The following is a 19,411-nucleotide window of genomic DNA, read 5'->3' as shown; positions in this document are numbered from 1 at the left end:
CCCGGACGTCTTCGGGGGCACTGTCCATCAAACACCACTGACCTGTTCGCGAGGGAGGCCCTGCTGAAAGGGGTACTGGCAGGGTCTCCCTTAAGCCACGGCACCCTCTACCGTTGAAAGTATGGACAACCAGAGCGAGACCCGGGACTTCCTGGCCACCCGGCGGGCGAAAATTACCCCGGAACAGGCGGGTCTCCCCGACTACGGCGGCAACCGCCGGGTCCCCGGACTGCGCCGCGGCGAAGTGGCCATGCTGGCCGGGGTCAGTGTCGAGTATTACACCAGGCTGGAACGGGGAAACCTCTCCGGGGTGTCCGAAGGTGTGCTGGAGGCCCTCGCGGGTGCGCTGCAGCTCGATGAGGCGGAGCGGGCGCACCTGTTCGATCTGGCCCGGGCCGCCAGCGCCGGGCGCAGGCCGCAGCGCCGCCGTGCCGCCACCCAGGCGGTCCGCGCGAGTGTCCAGTACATGCTCGACGCGATCACCGACGCCCCGGCGTTCGTCCGCAACGGGCGACTGGACGTCCTCGCGGCCAACCAGCTCGGCCGCGCCATGTACTCCGACCTGTACGGCGGCCCCGCCCGGCCGGCCAACTTTGCGCGGTTCCTGTTCCTGGACGACCGTTCCCGCGGGTTCTACCCGGACTGGGAGCGCGCTGCGAATGACACTGTGGCGATCCTGCGCACCGAGGCCGGCCGCGACCCCTACGACCGCGGCCTCACCGACCTGGTGGGGGAACTGTCCACCCGCAGTGAGGAGTTCCGGACCCGGTGGGCTGCCCACAACGTGCGCCTGCACTACACCGGCCGCAAGCACTTCCGGCATCCCGTGGTGGGGGACCTCCACCTTATGTACGAGGCCCTGGATCTTTCGGCCGACGCCGGACTGTCACTGCTGGTCTACACGGCCGAGCCCGGTTCGCCGACCGGCGACGCGCTGCGGCTGCTGGCCAGCTGGGCCGAGACCCAACATGCCGCTGACCAACCGCTGAAGCAAGGCTAAGGGGCAGCCAGCTGTCGGCTAGGTGCCGGCCACCATGCGGCCGATGATCAGGCGCATGATCTCGTTGCTGCCTTCGAGGATCTGGTGGACCCGCAGGTCCCGGGCGATCTTTTCCAGTCCGTACTCTGAAAGGTAGCCGTAGCCCCCGTGGAGCTGGATGGCGCTGTTGGCGACGTTGAACCCGGCATCCGTGGCGACCCTCTTGGCCATGGCGCAGAGCTTGACGGCGTCGGGCGCGCCGCGGTCCAGGGCGTCCGCTGCCCGCCAGAGCAGGGTCCGGGCGGTCACCAGCTCGGTTTCCATGTCGGCCAGCTGGAACAGCAGGGATTGCTGGTTGATCAGCGGTCCGCCGAACGCCTCGCGTTCCTTAAGGTAGGCCACCGACTTGTCCAGGGCAGCCTGGCCGCCGCCCAGGGAGCAGGCGCCCATATTGACGCGCCCTCCGTTGAGCCCCTTCATCGCGATCCCAAACCCGCTGCCTTCCTCCCCGAGGCGGTTGGCAATCGGAACCCGGACATTGTCGAAAATGACCTGGCGGGTCGGCTGGGCGTTCCACCCCATCTTTTTCTCGTTCGGACCGAACGACAGGCCCGGGGTTTCCGCCGGGACAACGATGGCGGTGATGCCGCGGTTTCCGGTGTCGGCGGTGCGGGCCATCACGATGTAATAGCTCGATGACCCGGCCCCGGAGATGAACTGCTTGACGCCGTTCAGCACGTACTCTTCGCCGTCGCGTGTTGCCCTGGTGCTCAGCGCGGCAGCGTCGGAGCCGGCGCCGGGCTCGGTAAGGCAGTAGCTGCCCAGCGCTTCCATGGAGGCAAGCTGCGGCACCCACTGGGCGCGCTGCTCATCGTTGCCGAACGAGTCGATCATCCAGACCACCATGTTGTGGATGGAGATGTAGGCGGCAATCGTCGGATCGGCCTTGGCCAGTTCCTCGAAGATCAGCACCGCATCGCTGCGCGTTAGCCCGGAGCCGCCGAACTCCTCCTGCACATAAATGCCGCCCATACCCAGGGCGCCGGCTTCCCGCAGCACGTCCACTGGAAAGTGTTTGGTCTCGTCCCATTTCGCGGCGTTCGGTGCCAGGGCCGCGTTGGCGAAGTCCCGCACCATCGCAACCAGCGACTGCTGGTCCTCGTTGAGTTCAAACATACCCAGTCCTCCAAAGCGTAGATTTGGACTCAATTTAGTACGACGGGCCAATTATTACTAGGACTTCCTACTAAGTATTCCGGGCGATCCCCTACGGACCCGGCCTGGCCCCGGTCCGCCGCTGCTTGCCGGCTGCCGGTGAACGACCGCCAGGCCACAGGAACCAGGTGCGGCCATGGCTGCCGCTGGCTACCCGATCAGGGCCAGCACCGCTCCAGCGCTAACGACGCCGCCGGCCTCCGCGCGGAGGCCGGTCACGGTCCCGTCGCGGTGGGCCGCGACCTGGGTTTCCATCTTCATGGCTTCCAGCACGACGACGGGGTCCCCCGCCGAAACTTCGGCGCCCGGTTCGACGAGCCACTTCACGACCGTCCCGGCCATGCCGGCGCGCAGCTCCCCCGGATCAGCGGCGGCTGCGCCGCCGTCGTTTGCTCCGCCGTCGGAAGCCCCTTCCACGGAGACTCCAGCAGGCACCGGCCCGCCGGAGCGTGCCCAGCCGTCCAGCAGGTCCGCGGGCAGCCCGACGGCCATCCGGCGGCCGTCCACCTCGACCGTAATGGTGCGGCGTTCGCCGTCGGGCGCGGTGGTGCTGTAGCCGGGGTCGGCCGAAATGGAAACACTGTCCGCGAAGTCGGTTTCGATCCAGCGGGTGTGGATGCCGAGGCCGGTTTCGGAGGTGAAGTCCGGGGATTCGAGCACGGCACGGTGGAACGGCAGCACGGTGGCCACCCCGGTGATGCTGATTTCGGCGAGGGCGCGGCGGGCGCGGCGCAGCGCCTGCTGCCGGTCGGCGCCGGTGACGATCAGTTTGGCCAGCAGCGAGTCGAACTGCGGCGGTACGAAGGAGCCGGAGCGGACTCCGGTGTCGAGCCGGATGCCGGGTCCGGTGGGGGCGGAGAACTCGCTGACGGTGCCGGGCGAGGGCAGGAAGCCGCGCCCCACGTCCTCGGCGTTGAGCCGGAATTCGAAGGAGTGCCCGCGCGGCGCCGGGTCCGCTGTGATGCGCAGCGGCTCCCCCGCGGCGATGCGGAACTGCTCCTGCACGAGGTCGATGCCGGTGGTTTCCTCGGTGATGGGGTGCTCCACCTGCAGGCGGGTGTTGACCTCGAGGAACGCCACGGTGCCGTCCGCGGCGACGAGGAATTCGACCGTGCCGGCGCCGGAGTAGCCGGCTTCGCGGCAGACGGCCTTGGCGGCGTCGTAGATCTGCCTGGTCTGCTCCTCGGTGAGGAACGGCGCCGGCGCCTCCTCCACAAGCTTCTGGTGCCGGCGCTGGAGTGAGCAGTCGCGGGTTCCGACGACGACGACGTTGCCATGCGTGTCCGCGAGAACCTGCGCCTCCACGTGCCGCGGCCGGTCGAGGTAGCGCTCCACGAAGCATTCACCGCGGCCGAAGGCTGCGACGGCCTCGCGGACGGCGGAATCGAACGCTTCCTCGACCTCGTCCAGGGCGCGGACCACCTTCATGCCGCGGCCGCCGCCGCCGAAGGCGGCCTTGATGGCGATCGGCAGGCCGTGCTGTTCCGCGAAGGCGCGGGCCTCGGCGGCCGACTCCACCGTGCCGTCGCTTCCGGCGACCAGCGGGGCGCCGGCCCGGACGGCGGTCTCCCGGGCAGTGATCTTGTTGCCCAGCAGGCGGATGGCGTCCGGCGTGGGACCGATCCAGGTGAGCCCGGCGTCGAGGACGGCCTGGGCGAATTCGGCGTTTTCGGACAGGAAGCCGTAGCCGGGGTGGAGGGCGTCGGCGCCGGATTCCGCCGCCGCGGCGAGCAGCTTGGGGATGTTCAGGTAGGTGTCCGCCGGCGAGTTGCCGCCCAGGGCGTAGGCCTCGTCCGCGGCGGAGACGTGCAGGGCATCGGCGTCGATGTCTGCGTAGACCGCGACGGAGGCCAGCTGGGCGTCGTCGCAGGCCCGGGCGATCCGGACGGCGATTTCACCGCGGTTGGCGATCAGGACCTTGCGCATCAGTTACTCGCTTCTTGTTCGGGGGTGGTGTGTTCAGTAGTCGCGGCGGCGTGGTCGTTGGTGCCAGCCGGCACCCAGCGGAAGCGGATCTTGCCGCCGATCGGGACCTGGGCGGCGCGGTCCAACTGGGAGTCGACCACGACGGCGATCACCGGGTAGCCGCCGGTGATCGGGTGGTCGGCCAGGAACAGCACGGGGAGCCCTTCCGGCGGGACCTGCAGGGCGCCGGCGACGGTGCCCTCGCTGGCGAGTTCGCCCTGGCGGGAGCGCTGCAGCGGGGTTCCCTGCAGGCGCATGCCGACGCGGTTGGACTGCGGCTTCACTTCCCAGTCCTGGCCGCAGAAGGATGGCAGCGCGTCGGCGTCGAACCAGTCGGCGCGGGGGCCGGGAACGACGTCGAGAACGGTGACGCCGGTGCCCGGGAAGTCCGGCTGCAGTTCAGGGTGTCCGACGACGCCGGATTCGGCCTCGCCTCCGGCGGCGAGGAGCTGGCCGGCGGCCAGCGGTGCGGGGCCGATCCCGGACATTGTGTCCGTGGAGCGGCTGCCAAGCACCGGGGCTGCGTCGACACCGCCGCGGACGGCGAGGTAGCTGCGGAAACCGCTCTCCGGGGCGCCGATCGTCAGGGTTTCGCCGTCGAGCAGGGCGAAGGGCGTGGCCATCGGGACGGTCCGCCACGCGGGTTCGAAGTCGTCATCGGCCGAGTCGGCCCGGGACAGTGTCTCGATGGCCAGTTCCGCGGGGGCCCCGGTGACGGCGAGGACCTGGTCCCCGACGGCCTGCACCGACACGCCACCGGCGACGGTCTCCACCGCGGCGGCCGACGGCGCGTTGCCGACCAGGCGGTTGGCCCGGCGCAGCGAGGCCCGGTCCAGCGCGCCGGCCCCGGAGACGCCCAGGCCGGAGTGGCCAAAGCGGCCGAGGTCCTGGATCAGGCTCTGCAGGCCGGGGGAAACGACCCGCAGGCCGGACGCCACTTCCGCGGCGGGAACGCTGGGGGCGCGGTCCTGGGCCGGGCGCTCCGGCCCCAGCGTTACGGTGTCCCGCACCGCGCGGAACTGGACCCGGTGGCCGGGGGCGGCCAGGGCGGGCTGCTCCCGGTCCAGGTCCCACATTTTGGCGCCGGTGCGGCCGATCAGCTGCCAGCCGCCCGGCGAGCGGCGCGGGTACACGGCGGAGTAGTTTCCGGCCAGCGCCACCGAACCTGCGGGAACGGCGGTCCGCGGGGAACTGCGCCGCGGCACCTCGAGCGCCTGGTTCTCCCCCACCATGTAGCCAAAGCCCGGGGCGAAGCCGGCGAAGGCCACGGTCCAGATCTGGCCGGTGTGGGCGGCGATCACGCCCTCGGTTCCGAGGCCGGTCAGCTCCCCAACCTCGGCGAGGTCCTCGCCGTCGTACACGGTGTCGATGAGCACCAGCTCGCCGTCCCGCTGCACGGGGGCGGTGAGGTCGAGCTGGAGCAGGGCGGCCGCGATCCGCCGGGCCGACACCGGCGAATCCGCGGTGACCAGCACGGTCTCGGCCGCGGCCAGGACGTCCAGCTGGCCCGGCAGCGGGTGCTCGAGCAGCAGCGCCTGGAGTGCCAGCACGTCCTGGGTTCCGGAGAGCTCGGCGAGGACCGCGCGGGTTCCCACGGCCCGCACGGAACCCACTTTGGAACCTGCCGCCTTCTTTGGTGCCAGGGTTTCCCCCGCTGTCTCAATCATCAGCTGCCTTCGTCGTTGCCGGTGCCTCGAATGGGATCCGCGCCGCTTAGGCGTGGGCTTCCTGCATGAGTCGCTCTTCTTCCTTGGTCTGCGGGTTCCGGCCCAGGGCCAGGCCGACGACGGTCACGACCGAGGCGACCGCGAGGTAGCCGGCAATCAGGTACCAGTTGCCGGTGGCGGCGTAGAGGGCGGTGAAAACCAGCGGCGCGACGGCGCCGCCGATGACGCCGGCCAGCGTGTAGGCCAGCGAGCTGCCGGCGTAGCGCAGCCGGACGGGGAACTGCTCGGTGATGTAGGCGGCCTGCGGGCCATACATGAAGGCGTGGAAGGCCAGGCCGATCACGACGCCGAGGGTGAGCATGGCGACGGACTTGCCCTGGATCATCCAGAAGAACACCGGGATGTAGAGCGCGGTGCCCACCGCGGCGACGCCGTACACGAGGCGGCGGTTGAAGCGGTCCGTGAGGGCGCCGGCGGCGGGGATCAGGAACAGCTGGAAGGCGGAGCCGATCAGGATGGCGGCGAGGACGTTGCCGGTGGTCATGCCCAGTTCCTTGGTGGCGTAGACGGCCACGAAGACGGTGAAGAGGGCGTAGAGCACGTCGGGGCAGACGCGGGAAAGGGCGGCGGCAACGAGGGCGCGGGGTTCCTTGGTGAAGACATCCTTGATGGGGGCCTTGGGCTGCTCGCCGTGGGCCTGGATGGCCTTGAAGACGGGGGTTTCCTCGAGCTTGAGCCGGATCACCAGGCCGAAGACCACCAGGAGTGCGGAGGCGAGGAACGCGACGCGCCAGCCCCAGGAGAGGAAGGCCTCGTCGGTGAGGGTCGCGGCGAGGATCGCCAGGACACCGTTGGCCATCAGGTTGCCGGCCGGCGGGCCGATCTGCGCGGCGGAGGACCAGAAGCCGCGTTTGTTGGCGTCACCGAACTCGCTGGAGAGCAGGACGGCACCGCCCCATTCGCCGCCGACGCCGATGCCCTGGGCCAGGCGCAGCAGCACCAGGATGATGGGGGCGGCGACGCCGATGGTCGCGTAGCCCGGCAGGAGGCCGATCAGCACCGTCGCGATGCCAATCAGCATCAGGGTGAAGACGAGGACGTACTTGCGGCCGATCTTGTCACCGAGCCGGCCGAAGACCACACCGCCGATGGGGCGGGCCAGGTAGCCCACGGCGAACGCGGAGAAGGACAGCAGCAGGCCGACGAACTCGTTGTTTCCGGGGAAGAAGATCTTGGGGAACACCAGGGCCGAGGCCACGGAGTAGATCGCGAAGTCGTAGTACTCCAGGGACGTGCCGGTGAGGCTCGCGGCGTAGGCCTTGAGGGCGCCGGGCGGCACCTTCCTCTTGCTGGCGGCCGGGCTGGCCTGGTGCGGTGCGGTCATGATTTTTCCTCCAGGGTGCGGGATGCTGCCTGTACTGGGTGGTTGTGGTGACGTGGCGCCGGTGGGACGACGCGCGCCGGTGAAGCGGTGGTTCGGCCGGTTCAGACGAATGCGACCGTGGTGATGCCGGCGGCGGTCAGCGCATCGCGCACTGCGGCTGCCATGGTGACGGCTCCCGGGGAGTCGCCGTGCACGCAGATGCTCTCCGCGCGGATCTTCAGGATGGAACCGTCGATGGTGCGGACGGCGGAGTCGGTGGCCATCCGGAGGACATGCTCAGTGACCTCCGCGTGGTCGTGCAGGACGGCTCCGGGCAACGTCCGGGACACCAGGGTGCCGTCCGGGTTGTAGGCCCGGTCCGCGAAGGCTTCGGTCACGGCGCGGAGCCCGGCGGCCTCGGCCAGCCGGAGCACTTCCGAGCCCGGCAGGCCCAGGATGGGCAGGTTCGGATCGACGGACTTGACGGCGTCGACGACGGCCCTGGCCTGCGCGGTGTGTGCCACGATCGCGTTGTAGAGGCCCCCGTGCGGCTTGACGTAGGTGACCTTGCCGCCTTCTGCGGCGGCCAGCGCCTGCAGGGCCCCGATCTGGTAGACGACGTCGTCCGCGAGTTCGATCGGGTCGATGTCCAGGAAGCGGCGGCCGAAACCGGCGAGGTCGCGGTAGCCGACGTGGGCGCCGATCACGACGCCGGCGGCAACAGCCTCGCGGCAGGTCCGGCGGATCACGCTGGGGTCGCCGGCATGGAATCCGCAGGCCACGTTCGCGCTCGAGACCGAGCGGAACATCGCCGTGTCGTCCCCCAGGCTCCAGCGTCCGTAGGACTCGCCTACGTCGCTGTTCAGGTCGATGGTTGCCATTTGTGATCCTCGTCTCATTGATAGCCCCCTAACTAGGATGCACTAAATCTACGGATTGTTCAACAATCCTTCGATTCCACGATGTGACGATCGTGTAAATTCTGAAGTATGACGAGCCCCAAAGCAGGAACCAGCGGAATCTCCGGCCAGACTCCGGCCACTCCTGCCCGCTCCGGCACGAAGCGGGCCGCCGCGGCCGGGGCCGGCGCGGCCCTGGCGGCGGCGGCCCGGCTGCGTGTGGCCATCCCCTCGGTCGCGGACCGGGTGGCGGCGGAACTGCGCCTGCAGCTGGCGGAAGGGCTGCTGCTGCCGGGGGCGAGGCTGACCGAATCAACCATCTCCGAGGAGCTGGGCGTGTCGCGCAACACCGTCCGCGAGGCCTTCGCCGAACTCGCAGCCGAGCGCCTGGTGGTCCGGCATCCGAATCGGGGCGTGTTCGTCGCGAGCCTGGGACCGGGCGACATCCACGATGTCTACACCGTGCGCCGCGCCATCGAAGTGAGCGCCATCCGCCGCGGCGGCAGCCCGGAACGTGTGGCGGCGGTCCGAGCGGCCGTCGAGGAAGGCCGGGCCGCGGCAGCCGTGGACGACGAGGAAGCACTGGGCAACGCCAACCAGCATTTCCACGGAGCGATCGTGGCCCTGGCCGAAAGCCAACGCCTCAACACGATCATGGGCCAGGTCCTGGCCGAGATGCGCCTGTTCTTCCACAAGGCCACCCTGGAAGCGCACTTCTACCGCAGCTACCTCGACGACAACGAGGAGATCTGCAAGGCGCTCGAAGCCGGCGAGGTGGACCGCGCCGGGGACCTCCTGCTGGCCTACCTCGACCGCTCGGAAGAGAAGCAGAGCGCCGTCCACGGGGACTGAGCGCGGCGGATTGTCACCGGGGATGCGGGTTCCGGCAGGCGGCGCAGTCGCGGCGGCGCACGTCCCGAGTACGCCGGTGGGCCGCAACCATTGACAGGACGTAATGCCCGTCACATAATTGTGGAACCGATTCCATGGAATCGATTCCATGAGCAGTTTCACAAGCAGTCCCACAATGAGGTGCGCAGCAGTGACAGGACCATCCATCACCATCAAGGACGTGGCGGCTCTCGCCGGCGTCTCGCCGGCCACGGCGTCCAGGGTGCTGTCCGGAAACCCGGCCACGTCGCCGCAGTCCAGGCAGAAAGTCGCCGCAGCGGTCACTGAGCTCGACTTCCACCCCAACGCCCAGGCGCGCGCACTCCGTTCCACCAGAACCAATGTCATCGGGCTCCTCGTGTCGGATGTGCGCAACCCGTTCTTCGCCGATCTTGCCCACGCGGCCGAGCAGGCCGCCCTGGCCGAAGGACTCGTCACTCTGCTGGGAAACGCCAACGAGAGCATTCCGCAGCAGGACCGGTACCTGGACACATTTATCTCCCAGCGTGTTGACGGTGTGATCGCCGCTCCGCAGGGCGAAGGAAGTTCCAGCCTTCGCGCGCTGCTGGAACGGGATATCCCCACGGTGTTCGTCGACCGGACCGTTGACGGCATCGACGTGCCCAGCGTGACCACGGACAGCGCTTCCGGCATCCGCCAGGCGGTGGAGCACCTGGCCGGCCAGGGCCACGAGCGGATCGGTTACATCGCAGGCCCGCAGACCACGTCCACAGGGCGCGAACGCCTCCGGTCCTTCTCCCGGGCCGTCAAGGACATCGGGCTCAGCAGCGATCCGGAATTGACGTATTTCGGAGACTTTCAGTCAGCCAGCGGCTCAGCCGGCGCCGAACACCTGCTGGCGCTCCCGCAGCCCCCAACTGCAATGCTGGCCGCGGACAGTCCCATGGCAGTCGGCGCGCTGGCAACGTTGAACCGGAAAGGCCTGCGCATTGGCCGCGACATGGCCCTTGTTGCTTTCGACGACATCGAGTGGTTTTCCCTGCTTGACCCGCCACTGACCGTCATCTCGCACGATGTGGAAGCCATGGGCCGAATAGCGGTCGGGTTGCTGCTCGACGTCATCGACGGACATCGGCCGGAATCAGTCGTCCTCCCCAGCAAACTGATCATCCGCGCCTCGTCGGGCACGCCGGATCCCATCCCGGGCCAGCCGTGAGCGCGGCCCTTACCCCCACCGCCGGGAGTCTCGAATTCCGGCCTGGGGCACACCGTCCGACACCACCGAAGGAGCAGGTCCAATGAGCACGGTTTTTGTGGTCGGAAGCCTCAATATCGACCAGAACGTCCGCGTCAGTTCATTACCCCGGGCAGGCGAGACTGTTCGGGGCACGGACGCCACGTTCAGCCCCGGCGGCAAGGGCGGCAACCAGGCTGTCGCGGCCGCCCGCGCCGGCGCCCATGTGAAATTCACCGGAGCCGTCGGAGACGACCCCCACGGACGCCGGATTCTGGACGTCCTGTCCGACGCCCGCATCGACCACACACAGTTGCGGGTCGTCGGCAACGCCCCCACGGGGACAGCGATCATCGCCGTCGACGACCGCGGTGAGAACCAGATCATCGTCAGTCCGGGGGCAAACTCCAGCCTCACCGCCGACGACGTCGAAGCGGGGCTCGGCGCCATGCAAGCGGGCGACATCCTGGTCCTGCAGCTGGAAATAGCGTCGGTGCTGGTCCGGCAGGCAGCCGCCGTCGCCCGGAGCCGCGGGGCCTTCGTCATCCTCAATGCAGCCCCCGCCCCCGGACGGATCGACGGGCTGCTCGACGACGTCGACCTTCTGGTGGTCAACGAACAGGAGATCCGGGCCGTAGCGGAGATCCTCGGAATGCCGCCGGGGAACCACCTGGAGCTCGTCCAGTCACTTCCGCCGGTTCTCGGGGCGGCAATCGTCTGCACGGCGGGCGCGGAAGGCTCGTTTGCGGTCCTCGACGGCGGCCTGGTACACGTGCCCGCATCCGCCGCGGCCGCCGTCGATACCACCGGCGCGGGTGACACCTTTGTCGGCTACCTCGCCGCCTCCCTTCTGGCCACGCCCGGGGACCTGGCCGGCGCGATGCGCCGCGCATCCAGCGCTGCAGCGTTGGCAGTCACACGCACCGGCGCCATGGAATCGATTCCATGGCAGCAGGAACTACAAGCAGCCCCGACTTCCGCATTGCCCACCAACTTCGTTTCGAACTAAGGAGACCCATGAAAATCGCACTCGGCAACGACCACGCCGGCTTCCCCTTGAAGGCGTTCGTCCAGTCAGTCCTGGAGGACCTCGGTCACGAGGTCATTGACTGCGGCGCCCCCAGCGAAGCCCCGGTCGATTTCCCGGACATCACGCGCGCCACCTGTGAGCTCGTGAAGTCCGGCCAGGCAGACAGGGTCGTGCTCGTCTGCGGAACGGGAGTCGGCGCCGTCATGGCGGCGAACAAGATTCCGGGGATCCGCTGCGCGCTGGGGCACGATGTCTACTCTGCCCATCAGAGCGTGGAACACGACGATGCGAACGCAATCGCCATGGGCGCCTGGCTGATCGGCAGGGCCACCGCCAAGGAAGTCCTCCAGTCCTTCCTCGACGCGAAGTTCGACAACGACGAGGACACCATCCGGCGCGTCCGGAAGTTGCGCGAACTGGAGCTCGAAGGAGCCCGGGAACTGGCCGCGGAAATCTGATCCGGCCGACCACACCAGAACTTCACCTGGCCTTCGGCATACCGCCCAGGGCTGTCCAGCAATATCAAAGGAGATATAGAACATGACGGCAGAAATCACCGATCGGCCGCGCCAGGCCGCCCACGGTTCCCCCGGAAAGATCAAGACCGCGATGGCTTCGGCCGCCGGAACCTGCGTTGAAAACTATGACTTCGTCGCGTACGGCACGGCCGCGGCGCTGTACTTCGGCAAGGTCTTCTTCCCCAACACGGACCCCGTGGTCGGAACACTCCTGGCCTTCGCCACCTTGGCGGTGGGATTCCTGATGCGGCCCATCGGCGGAGCCGTCGGTGGATACCTCGGCGACAAGTACGGCCGCAAGCCCGTGCTCGTCGGCGCGCTGCTGACCATGGGCATCGCCACCGTCCTGATCGGCTGCCTCCCAACCTACGCGCAGGTCGGCATCCTCGCACCCATCCTGCTGGTCATCATCCGGATGATCCAGGGACTCGCTTTCGGTGCCGAGTGGGGCGGCGCCGTCATGATGACGTTCGAGCACGCACCGTGGAAGCAGCGCGGCCGCTTTGCCGCCATCCCGCAGGCGGGCAACCCGCTCGGCATCACCCTGGCCAACGCCGCCTTCCTGCTTTCGGCCTCGCTGCAGACCGACTGGGCCTGGCGGCTGCCGTTCCTCGCCAGCGCCATCCTGATCGTCGTCGGCCTGGTTGTCCGGATGAAGCTTGAGGAATCACCCGAGTTCGAACACACCAAGGCCACGGGCGCGATCGTCAAGAACCCCCTGGCCACCGTGGTCAAGAACGACTGGCGGAACATCCTGCGGGTGATCTCACTGCGGATCGTGGAGAGCTGCGCGTACTACGTCACGGCCACGTACCTGCTCTCCTACATCACGAAGAACAACCCCGACGACCGCGCCATCGGCCTCACCGGCATTGTGATCGCCAGCCTCCTTGCCATCCCGGTCACGCTGGCCGCCGGCGCGCTCACCGACCGCATCGGCCGTCGCAAGCTCTACCTCGGCGGAACCATCGCCGTCATCGTCTTCGGCTTCCCGATGTTCCTGCTCAGCAACACCGGCAATCCGTTCCTGATCGTCCTGGCCTTCGTGATCGGCATCGGCATCATCCACGCAACGTTCACCGGAACGCAGGGCGCCTGGTTCGCGGAGCTGTTCCGGACGAACACCCGGACGTCCGGCGCCTCCATCGGGTACCAGGTTGCCGCCTCGATTTCAGGATTCGCGCCCTTCCTGGCCGTGCTGCTGGCCTCCGCCTTCGGGTGGGCAGGCGGCGCCTCGCTGTATGTCCTGGTGGGTGTTATCGGCCTGCTCGGCGTGCTGAACACCCGCGAAACCTGGGGCGCCAAGGAAAAGGCCGAAGTCGACGCCATCATCGCCGGCGGACCGGCCGCTTCCGCAGCGGACCAGCCGGCAGCGTCCTCTGTCCGCTAGGCAGCTGTCACAAAGTGGCCCGCGCCCGCCCATGCCGGGCAGGCGCGGGCCGCTTGCGTAGCGTCCCAGGGCAGCATGCTGGCTAGTTTCCCCCGCTTCGGGAGGGCAGCCGCCCGCGCACGGAGGCCGCTCCCCAGACCGTCAGCAGGCAAGCGACCAGCAACAGCCCTGCCTCACCCAGGTCGATCCCGCCCAGCCACGTGGTCACGGGATCACTGAGCCCGAATGCTGCGTTGAAGAAGCCGCCCAGGGTGATGAACGAAATGAACAGGGCTGACGCCGCGGAAATGCCCGTGATCAGCGCATTGAAGCCCAGCCGCCGGCTGGAGTTGTGGATGGCCGAGCTGTACATGCGCATCATGGCAACCCCGTTGGTGGTGTCGCACAGCGTCATGGCCGCCGTGAAAGCCAGCGGCAGCGCCAGCAGGGCCAGCGGGGAAACTCCGGCCAGCGAGGCCGCCGTCGCCATGACCAGCAGCCCGATGGTGGTGGCGGTGTCGAACCCCAGGCCGAAAAGGAACCCGATCACATAGATGTTCCGGGGCCGCCGCACGCCGGCCAGGGGCTTCGCCAGCAGCCGGGCCACGAATCCGCCGACCTCAAGGTCTTCGTTGTTCACGTCCCCACCGCCCCGCACGCTCCGGTAGGCCTTCGCGGCCCGGAGGAAGGCCGACCCGTTGAACAGCCCCATCGCCAGCAGGAAGATCCCCGAAACGCCGCTGCCGATCAGTCCCAGCACAAGGTTTGCGGTGGAGCCGCCCTCCATGAACTGCCCCACCAGCGCGGCGCCGCCCACCGCGAGGACCCCGGCCAGGATCACCACTGAACTGTGGCCCAGGCTGAACGCGAACCCGACGCTGACCGGGTCCTTCCGCTGGGCCACGAACTTTCGGGTCGAATTATCGATGGCCGCGAGGTGGTCCCAGTCGTAGCTGTGTTTGATACCGGCCAAATAGGCGGTCAGGACCAAGCCGAGAGCCAACGGCTCCCCCGCCGCCACCGAGCCGGCCAGGAGGAGCACGACGGCGGCAGCGTGCAGGGCGACGACGGCACCGAACGTCACCAGCAGCCGGGTCCGCACCGGGAGCTCCTCGCGCTGACGGTACATGGTGGCGAATTCGGTGAGCGTCGTCATCAGTATTTCCTTAGGTCCAGGGGTGCCGTGCCATGCCACCGCTGACGGAGCAGGGCGCTGCACGCGCCCAGAAGCCTGTTGAGTTCTTCAGTGTTGTTCGAGAGGGACCGGAGCACAAGACCGCTGATCCCATCAACTGTGGCAGTCAGGGAAACTCCTGTGTAGGCATCGTGCCCGCCGGTCAGCACATGCAATTCGTCGGCGAGGGACTGGTCAACGCGCCGATCGACAACGATCAGTGATCCCACGTGGCTGAAGCCCTCCATAAAACCCATGCCGGTGACGTCGTGCTGCGGCGGCCGGATCAGCAGATTGTCGAGCGCCAGCAGCCCTCCGCCTTCCTCGGATTCGATCCGGATTTCGGTCCGGAGCCGCAATTCCTCGTAGCGGAACGACGCCCCGTCCGGCGACCAGCCCGGCGTGATGACCTCGGACATGACCAGGCTCGACGTCGGGTGCATGGTGATGTGGGTGTTCTGCCGGTAGCTTGCCTCCCGGTAAGCGATCAGCTGGTCCGGGGCCAATTCCAGCTGCGCTCCTGCCGCCAGGCGCAACCGCATCCGCTGTTCGGCCAACGAACCCGGCGTCCGGTAGACCTTGGTGGCCGACTGCGTGGTGAGCAGCAGCTTCGCACCCTCCTCCACCTCCACGTCCACGACATAAAGGTCCGCCCCCAAATACGCCCCGCCAGGATTCACCACCACATAACAAACCTGCCCGGACGCATCCAAGTAGTGCGGCCGCAACAACCGCAGGGCGCCCTGATGAAACTGCTGCACAGCCACAGACCGTCCATTCCGCTCAGCGACGACGAGTTCGAGCTCCCCCCTGGGTGCGGCGACAGCGAGGGACTCAGCGGCCGCCGTCGTGCTCATGACGCCAGGTCGAGCATCAGGACATCGCGCCGCACCCATGCGATGACGCGCTCGAGCCCTTCGTCCGTCTTGAGGTTCGTGAAGCAGAACGGCTTCCCGCCCCGGAATTCCTTTGAATCCCGCTCCATCACAGAGAGGTCCGCGCCGACGTGCGGTGCGAGGTCGGTCTTGTTGATGATGAAGAGGTCGGACTTGATCATGCCCTGGCCGGCTTTCCGCGGGATCTTCTCGCCCTGGGCGACGTCGATGATGTAGATGGAGAAGTCCACCAGTTCGGGGCTGAACGTGGCGGAGAGGTTGTCCCCGCCGGACTCCACGAAAATCACCTGCAGGTCCGGGTGCCGTTTCTTCAGCTCCTCGATGGCCGCGGTATTCATGGAGGTGTCCTCGCGGATGGCGGTGTGCGGGCAGCCGCCGGTTTCCACTCCGATGATCCGGTCGATCGGGAGGATTCCGTTGGCGGCGAGGATCTTGGCGTCCTCGATGGTGTAGATGTCGTTGGTGATGGCGGCCATGGAGATCTCCCGGCTCAGGTGGCGGGTGAGGCGCTCCACGAGCTGGGTTTTGCCGGCGCCCACCGGGCCGCCGATGCCGATTTTGATCGGTTCAGACATATTCTTCTCCAGACATATTTCGTTGCTTGGTCAGCTCATGAACATGCGGGCACGCTGTCGCTCGTGCCGCATCTGCGAAATTTCGAGTCCGGGACTCACGGCGCCAAAATCGGACCGGTCCAGGCTGTCGGCCTGTGAGACCGCGGCCGCGACGTCGTCGGCCGCCTTCCGCAGCAGCCGTTGGCCGGCGTTCTGCCCCAGCGGGATCGCCCGGACGGCGTTCTGCGTCAACGACGTGACGGTGGCGAACAGGTAGGCGGCGAGGGCCTCGGGGAACGGAACCTCCAGGGATCGGGCGACGACGGCGAACGCCAGCGGCTGATGGCCGGCGGCGCGGCCGGAACCCACCAGCGCCCGGTATTCCGCGAGCTCAGCGGACGGAAAGATCTCGGCACCAATCTCCAGCAGGCGGCCGCCCATCTTGATGCTGGCCTCGCGCAACTGCCGGGGCAACAGCTGGGCGGTCAACAACTCATCCAGGTCCGCAAGCAGGTCGCCCTCATAGAGTAACCGGATGGCCAAGGCGTCCGAGTAGGTCAGCTGTTGGGACATGAACGCGGCCAGCCACACGCCGAACGTCTCCTCATCGCGCACGAGACCGCGCTCAAGGTACGTCTCAAACCCCAGCGAGTGGGCAAACGCCCCGGTGGGCAGCGCGGAATCCGTCAGCTGCTGCAGGGCCAGCTGGTAGGGCGCGGGACTAGTGGCTGTGGTCGGCATGGCGGAAGGGGACGGGCATCACGCGCTCCTGGCGGTCATAGGGTGCTCCGACGTGTTTCAGGTAGTCCTCCACGGTGTGGTCGTACTGGCAGACCATCACGGCGGCCCCGTACTCCGGGGACGCCTCGAAGAACTGGGCCTGCAGGTGCCGGTTGCCGAGGGAATGCGCCACCACGCCCATCTCGTGGATGGAGCGCGGGGTGATCACAAGGACATCCGTGGGCAGCACCGACACCACGATCATGTTGGTCTCCGCGACATGCAGGATGTCGCCGTCGCGCAGATCCCCGGAACCCGAGGGGAGTCGGATGCCGATTTCCTTGCCGTGGTCCGTGGTGACGCGCTGGACGCGTTTGACCAGCTGGGTGCTGGGCAGCACGACCTTTTCACGGTGCAGCCCGGCATACGGGTCCGGGACGGGAGGAAGGTCGTGGGTGTTGCCGAGGACCTTTTCGATGATCATTCCTGTCTCCTCTGGAAGCCTAGAAAAGGAAGTAGCGCTGCGCCATGGGCAGCACGTCCGACGGTTCGCAGGTGACGTTCTCGCCGTCGACGCTCACCTGGTACGTTTCCGGGTCCACCTCGATGTCCGGCATGGCGCCGTTGTACTTGAGGTCCGCCTTCGTGAGGCGGCGGATGCCGGACACGGGACGGATGACCTTCTCCAGCCCCAACTCCGCCGGGACCCCGGCGTCGATGGCGGCCTGGGAAAGGAAGGTAATGGAGGACTGCTGCAGGGCCTTGCCGTAGGCGGCGAACATGGGCCGCATGGTGCGCGGCTGCGGGGTGGGAATGGAGGCGTTGGCGTCCCCCATCAGCGCGTAGGCGATCTGCCCGCCCTTGATCACCAGCTCCGGCTTGACCCCGAAGAACGCCGGATCCCAAAGCACCAGGTCCGCGAACTTGCCGGCCTCCACGGAGCCGATGGAGTCAGCCATGCCCTGCGCGATGGCCGGGTTGATGGTGTATTTCGCCACGTAGCGCTTCAGGCGGAAGTTGTCGCTGTCAGCGCCCAGGCCTGACGCCGCCCCGTGCACGCCCGCTGCGCTGTCCCCCCGGGGGTCTTTCAGGACACCCCGCTGCCGCTTCATCTTGTCCGCCACCTGCCAGGTGCGGATGACCACCTCGCCCACCCGGCCCATGGCCTGGGAGTCCGAGGAGGTGATCGAGAAGATCCCCAGGTCCTGCAGCACGTCCTCGGCGGCGATGGTTTCCGCGCGGATGCGGGAGTCCGCGAAGGCCACGTCCTCCGGGATGTCCGGGTTGAGGTGGTGGCAGACCATAAGCATGTCCAGATGCTCTTCGATGGTGTTGCGCGTGTACGGCAGCGTGGGGTTGGTGGAGGCCGGCAGGACGTTGGGCAGCCCGGCGATCTTGATGATGTCCGGGGCGTGTCCACCGCCGGCGCCCTCGGTGTGGAAGGTGTGGATCACGCGCCCGTCAATGGCCCGGATGGTGTCCTCCACGAAGCCGCACTCGTTCAGGGTGTCAGTGTGGATGGCCACCTGGACGTCGAAGCAGTCCGCGACTTTGAGCGATGTGTCGATGGAGGACGTCGTGGAGCCCCAGTCCTCGTGGACTTTCAACCCGATCGCGCCGGCGCGGATCTGCTCGGCCAAAGGTTCGACGGCGGAGGCGTGCCCCTTGCCGAACAGGCCGATGTTGATGGGGAGCCCTTCGGCGGCCTGCAGCATCCGCTGGATGTGCCATTTCCCGGGGGTGACGGTGGTTGCCTTGGTTCCTTCGGCGGGGCCGGTGCCCCCGCCGATCATGGTGGTCACCCCGCTGCACAGGGCGGCGGAAACCTGGTCCGGGGAAATGAAGTGGATGTGGGAGTCCACGCCGCCGGCGGTCAGGATTTTCCGTTCGCCGGCAATGATTTCGGTGCTCGCCCCGATTACGATGTCCACGCCGTCGGTGATCTGCGGGTTGCCGGCCTTGCCGATCCGGAAGATGTGGCCGTCCCGGAGCGCGACGTCGGCCTTGTAGATCCCGGTGTAATCCAGGATCACGACGTTGGTGATGACGGTGTCGGGAACGTTTTCGTCCCTGGTCAGCTGGCCGTTCTGGCCCATGCCGTCGCGGATCACTTTGCCGCCGCCGAACACAACTTCCTCGCCATAGACAGTGAGGTCCTTCTCGATCTCGAGGAAGAGCTCGGTGTCGGCGAGGCGGATGGCGTCGCCCGTCGTCGGGCCGTACAGGTCCGCGTACTGACGGCGGGACAATTCGAAACTCATCTTCGTCCCTCCAGTGTTCCGTTCACCGCGTTGCTGAGGCCGTAGACCTCGCGCCGGCCGGCGAGTTCGATCAACCGGACGGTCTTGCTATCCCCCGGCTCGAAACGGGCGGCCGTGCCCGCCGGAATGTCCAGGCGCCGGCCGTAGGCGGCCCGGCGGTTGAACGAAAGGGCGGCGTTCGCCTCGAAAAAGTGGAAGTGCGAGCCCACCTGCACGGGACGGTCACCGGTGTTGGTCACCACGACGTCGATCGCCTCACGCCCCGCATTGACCACCACAGGATCCGGGCCGAGAACGTATTCTCCGGGAATCATCTGAGCTCCTAACGGATCGGATCGTGGACGGTGACGAGCTTGGTGCCGTCCGGGAAGGTGGCCTCAATCTGGACGTCGTGGATCATCTCCGGCACGCCCTCCATGACGTCCCCGCGGCCCAGCACGGTGGTGCCGTAGCTCATCAGGTCCGCCACCGTCCGGCCGTCCCGGGCACCCTCGATCAGCTCGTAGCTGATGATGGCGACCGCCTCCGGAAAATTCAGCCTCAGACCGCGGGACTGGCGGCGGCGGGCGAGGTCGGCCGCGACCACGATCATGAGCTTTTCCTGCTCACGGGGCAGCAGATGCATAACGGGCTCCCTTCACACCGGCGGCCACGGGCCTGGCGGCGCCGCGGTGAAGCCAGAGTAGACGGGGAACGTTTCCTGCACGTTTCTTAC

Annotated in this window: 19 protein-coding genes; 6 read left to right on the top strand and 13 right to left on the bottom strand. The window is 67.7% G+C overall.

All coding sequences use genetic code 11. From position 1 onward, the window contains the following. Positions 1 to 121 precede the first annotated feature (121 nt). Positions 122 to 1,000, top strand: a complete 879-nt coding sequence (locus tag LDO13_RS00305; protein ID WP_224048115.1) for a helix-turn-helix transcriptional regulator — start codon at positions 122 to 124, stop codon at positions 998 to 1,000. A gap of 18 nt (positions 1,001 to 1,018) precedes the next feature. Here LDO13_RS00305 and LDO13_RS00300 read toward each other — a convergent pair whose 3' ends face one another. The 5 genes from LDO13_RS00300 to LDO13_RS00280 all read right to left on the bottom strand — a co-directional run bounded on the left by LDO13_RS00300 (position 1,019) and on the right by LDO13_RS00280 (position 8,070). Beyond that, entirely contained in the window at positions 1,019 to 2,155 is a 1,137-nt protein-coding gene (locus LDO13_RS00300; RefSeq protein WP_224048114.1) for an acyl-CoA dehydrogenase family protein, read from the bottom strand. 189 nt (positions 2,156 to 2,344) lie between these two features. Next, positions 2,345 to 4,120: a biotin carboxylase N-terminal domain-containing protein gene (locus LDO13_RS00295; protein ID WP_224048113.1), complete on the bottom strand. Its 1,776-nt coding sequence runs from the start codon at positions 4,118 to 4,120 to the stop codon at positions 2,345 to 2,347. Further along, positions 4,120 to 5,826: a 5-oxoprolinase/urea amidolyase family protein gene (locus LDO13_RS00290; protein ID WP_224048112.1), complete on the bottom strand. Its 1,707-nt coding sequence runs from the start codon at positions 5,824 to 5,826 to the stop codon at positions 4,120 to 4,122. Before LDO13_RS00290 ends, LDO13_RS00295 begins: the two co-directional genes overlap by 1 nt. A 46-nt stretch (positions 5,827 to 5,872) precedes the next feature. Next, entirely contained in the window at positions 5,873 to 7,210 is a 1,338-nt protein-coding gene (locus tag LDO13_RS00285; RefSeq protein WP_224048111.1) for an MFS transporter, read from the bottom strand. A 101-nt stretch (positions 7,211 to 7,311) separates the two neighbouring features. After that, the gene (locus LDO13_RS00280; protein ID WP_224048110.1) at positions 7,312 to 8,070 is read right to left on the bottom strand and encodes a 5-oxoprolinase subunit PxpA; all 759 of its coding nucleotides are present in this window, start codon (positions 8,068 to 8,070) and stop codon (positions 7,312 to 7,314) included. A gap of 108 nt (positions 8,071 to 8,178) precedes the next feature. Here LDO13_RS00280 and LDO13_RS00275 point away from each other — a divergent pair, with 108 nt between their 5' ends. The 5 genes from LDO13_RS00275 to LDO13_RS00255 all read left to right on the top strand — a co-directional run bounded on the left by LDO13_RS00275 (position 8,179) and on the right by LDO13_RS00255 (position 13,112). Then, positions 8,179 to 8,940 (top strand): GntR family transcriptional regulator, encoded by a 762-nt coding sequence (locus LDO13_RS00275; RefSeq protein WP_224048109.1) that lies wholly within the window; start codon positions 8,179 to 8,181, stop codon positions 8,938 to 8,940. 190 nt (positions 8,941 to 9,130) lie between these two features. After that, a complete protein-coding gene (locus LDO13_RS00270; protein ID WP_224048108.1) occupies positions 9,131 to 10,156 on the top strand; it encodes a LacI family DNA-binding transcriptional regulator in 1,026 nt (341 codons plus the stop codon). 82 nt (positions 10,157 to 10,238) lie between these two features. Further along, the gene (locus LDO13_RS00265; protein WP_224048107.1) at positions 10,239 to 11,183 is read left to right on the top strand and encodes a ribokinase; all 945 of its coding nucleotides are present in this window, start codon (positions 10,239 to 10,241) and stop codon (positions 11,181 to 11,183) included. An 8-nt stretch (positions 11,184 to 11,191) separates the two neighbouring features. Beyond that, positions 11,192 to 11,662 (top strand): RpiB/LacA/LacB family sugar-phosphate isomerase, encoded by a 471-nt coding sequence (locus LDO13_RS00260; RefSeq protein WP_224048106.1) that lies wholly within the window; start codon positions 11,192 to 11,194, stop codon positions 11,660 to 11,662. Between the two features lie 82 nt (positions 11,663 to 11,744). Further along, positions 11,745 to 13,112 (top strand): MFS transporter, encoded by a 1,368-nt coding sequence (locus tag LDO13_RS00255; protein WP_224048105.1) that lies wholly within the window; start codon positions 11,745 to 11,747, stop codon positions 13,110 to 13,112. 82 nt (positions 13,113 to 13,194) lie between these two features. Here LDO13_RS00255 and LDO13_RS00250 read toward each other — a convergent pair whose 3' ends face one another. Genes LDO13_RS00250 through LDO13_RS00215 form a run of 8 tightly spaced genes read right to left on the bottom strand, consistent with a single transcriptional unit; the run spans position 13,195 to position 19,321 of the window. Beyond that, positions 13,195 to 14,247, bottom strand: a complete 1,053-nt coding sequence (locus LDO13_RS00250; protein WP_224048104.1) for a nickel transporter — start codon at positions 14,245 to 14,247, stop codon at positions 13,195 to 13,197. Continuing rightward, positions 14,247 to 15,122 carry an urease accessory protein UreD gene (locus LDO13_RS00245; protein ID WP_224048103.1) on the bottom strand — a complete coding sequence of 292 codons (876 nt, stop codon included), beginning with the start codon at positions 15,120 to 15,122 and terminating at the stop codon, positions 14,247 to 14,249. The genes LDO13_RS00250 and LDO13_RS00245 overlap by 1 nt, the downstream gene beginning before the upstream one ends. Then, positions 15,119 to 15,736, bottom strand: a complete 618-nt coding sequence (gene ureG, locus LDO13_RS00240) for an urease accessory protein UreG (protein ID WP_224048102.1) — start codon at positions 15,734 to 15,736, stop codon at positions 15,119 to 15,121. Before ureG ends, LDO13_RS00245 begins: the two co-directional genes overlap by 4 nt. Before the next feature lie 30 nt (positions 15,737 to 15,766). Next, positions 15,767 to 16,456, bottom strand: coding sequence for an urease accessory protein UreF (locus LDO13_RS00235; protein ID WP_224048101.1), 690 nt, complete (start codon positions 16,454 to 16,456; stop codon positions 15,767 to 15,769). After that, positions 16,437 to 16,919, bottom strand: coding sequence for an urease accessory protein UreE (gene ureE / locus LDO13_RS00230; protein ID WP_224048100.1), 483 nt, complete (start codon positions 16,917 to 16,919; stop codon positions 16,437 to 16,439). The genes LDO13_RS00235 and ureE overlap by 20 nt, the downstream gene beginning before the upstream one ends. Positions 16,920 to 16,938: 19 nt before the next feature. Continuing rightward, entirely contained in the window at positions 16,939 to 18,696 is a 1,758-nt protein-coding gene (gene ureC, locus LDO13_RS00225) for an urease subunit alpha (RefSeq protein WP_224048099.1), read from the bottom strand. Further along, a complete protein-coding gene (locus LDO13_RS00220) occupies positions 18,693 to 19,010 on the bottom strand; it encodes an urease subunit beta (protein ID WP_224048098.1) in 318 nt (105 codons plus the stop codon). The genes ureC and LDO13_RS00220 overlap by 4 nt, the downstream gene beginning before the upstream one ends. A gap of 8 nt (positions 19,011 to 19,018) precedes the next feature. Then, a complete protein-coding gene (locus LDO13_RS00215) occupies positions 19,019 to 19,321 on the bottom strand; it encodes an urease subunit gamma (protein ID WP_224048097.1) in 303 nt (100 codons plus the stop codon). Positions 19,322 to 19,411 lie beyond the last annotated feature (90 nt).

The organism is Arthrobacter sp. NicSoilB4 (assembly GCF_019977335.1).
Taxonomy (GTDB): Bacteria; Actinomycetota; Actinomycetes; order Actinomycetales; family Micrococcaceae; genus Arthrobacter.
This window is presented reverse-complemented; position numbering and strand designations above follow the sequence as displayed.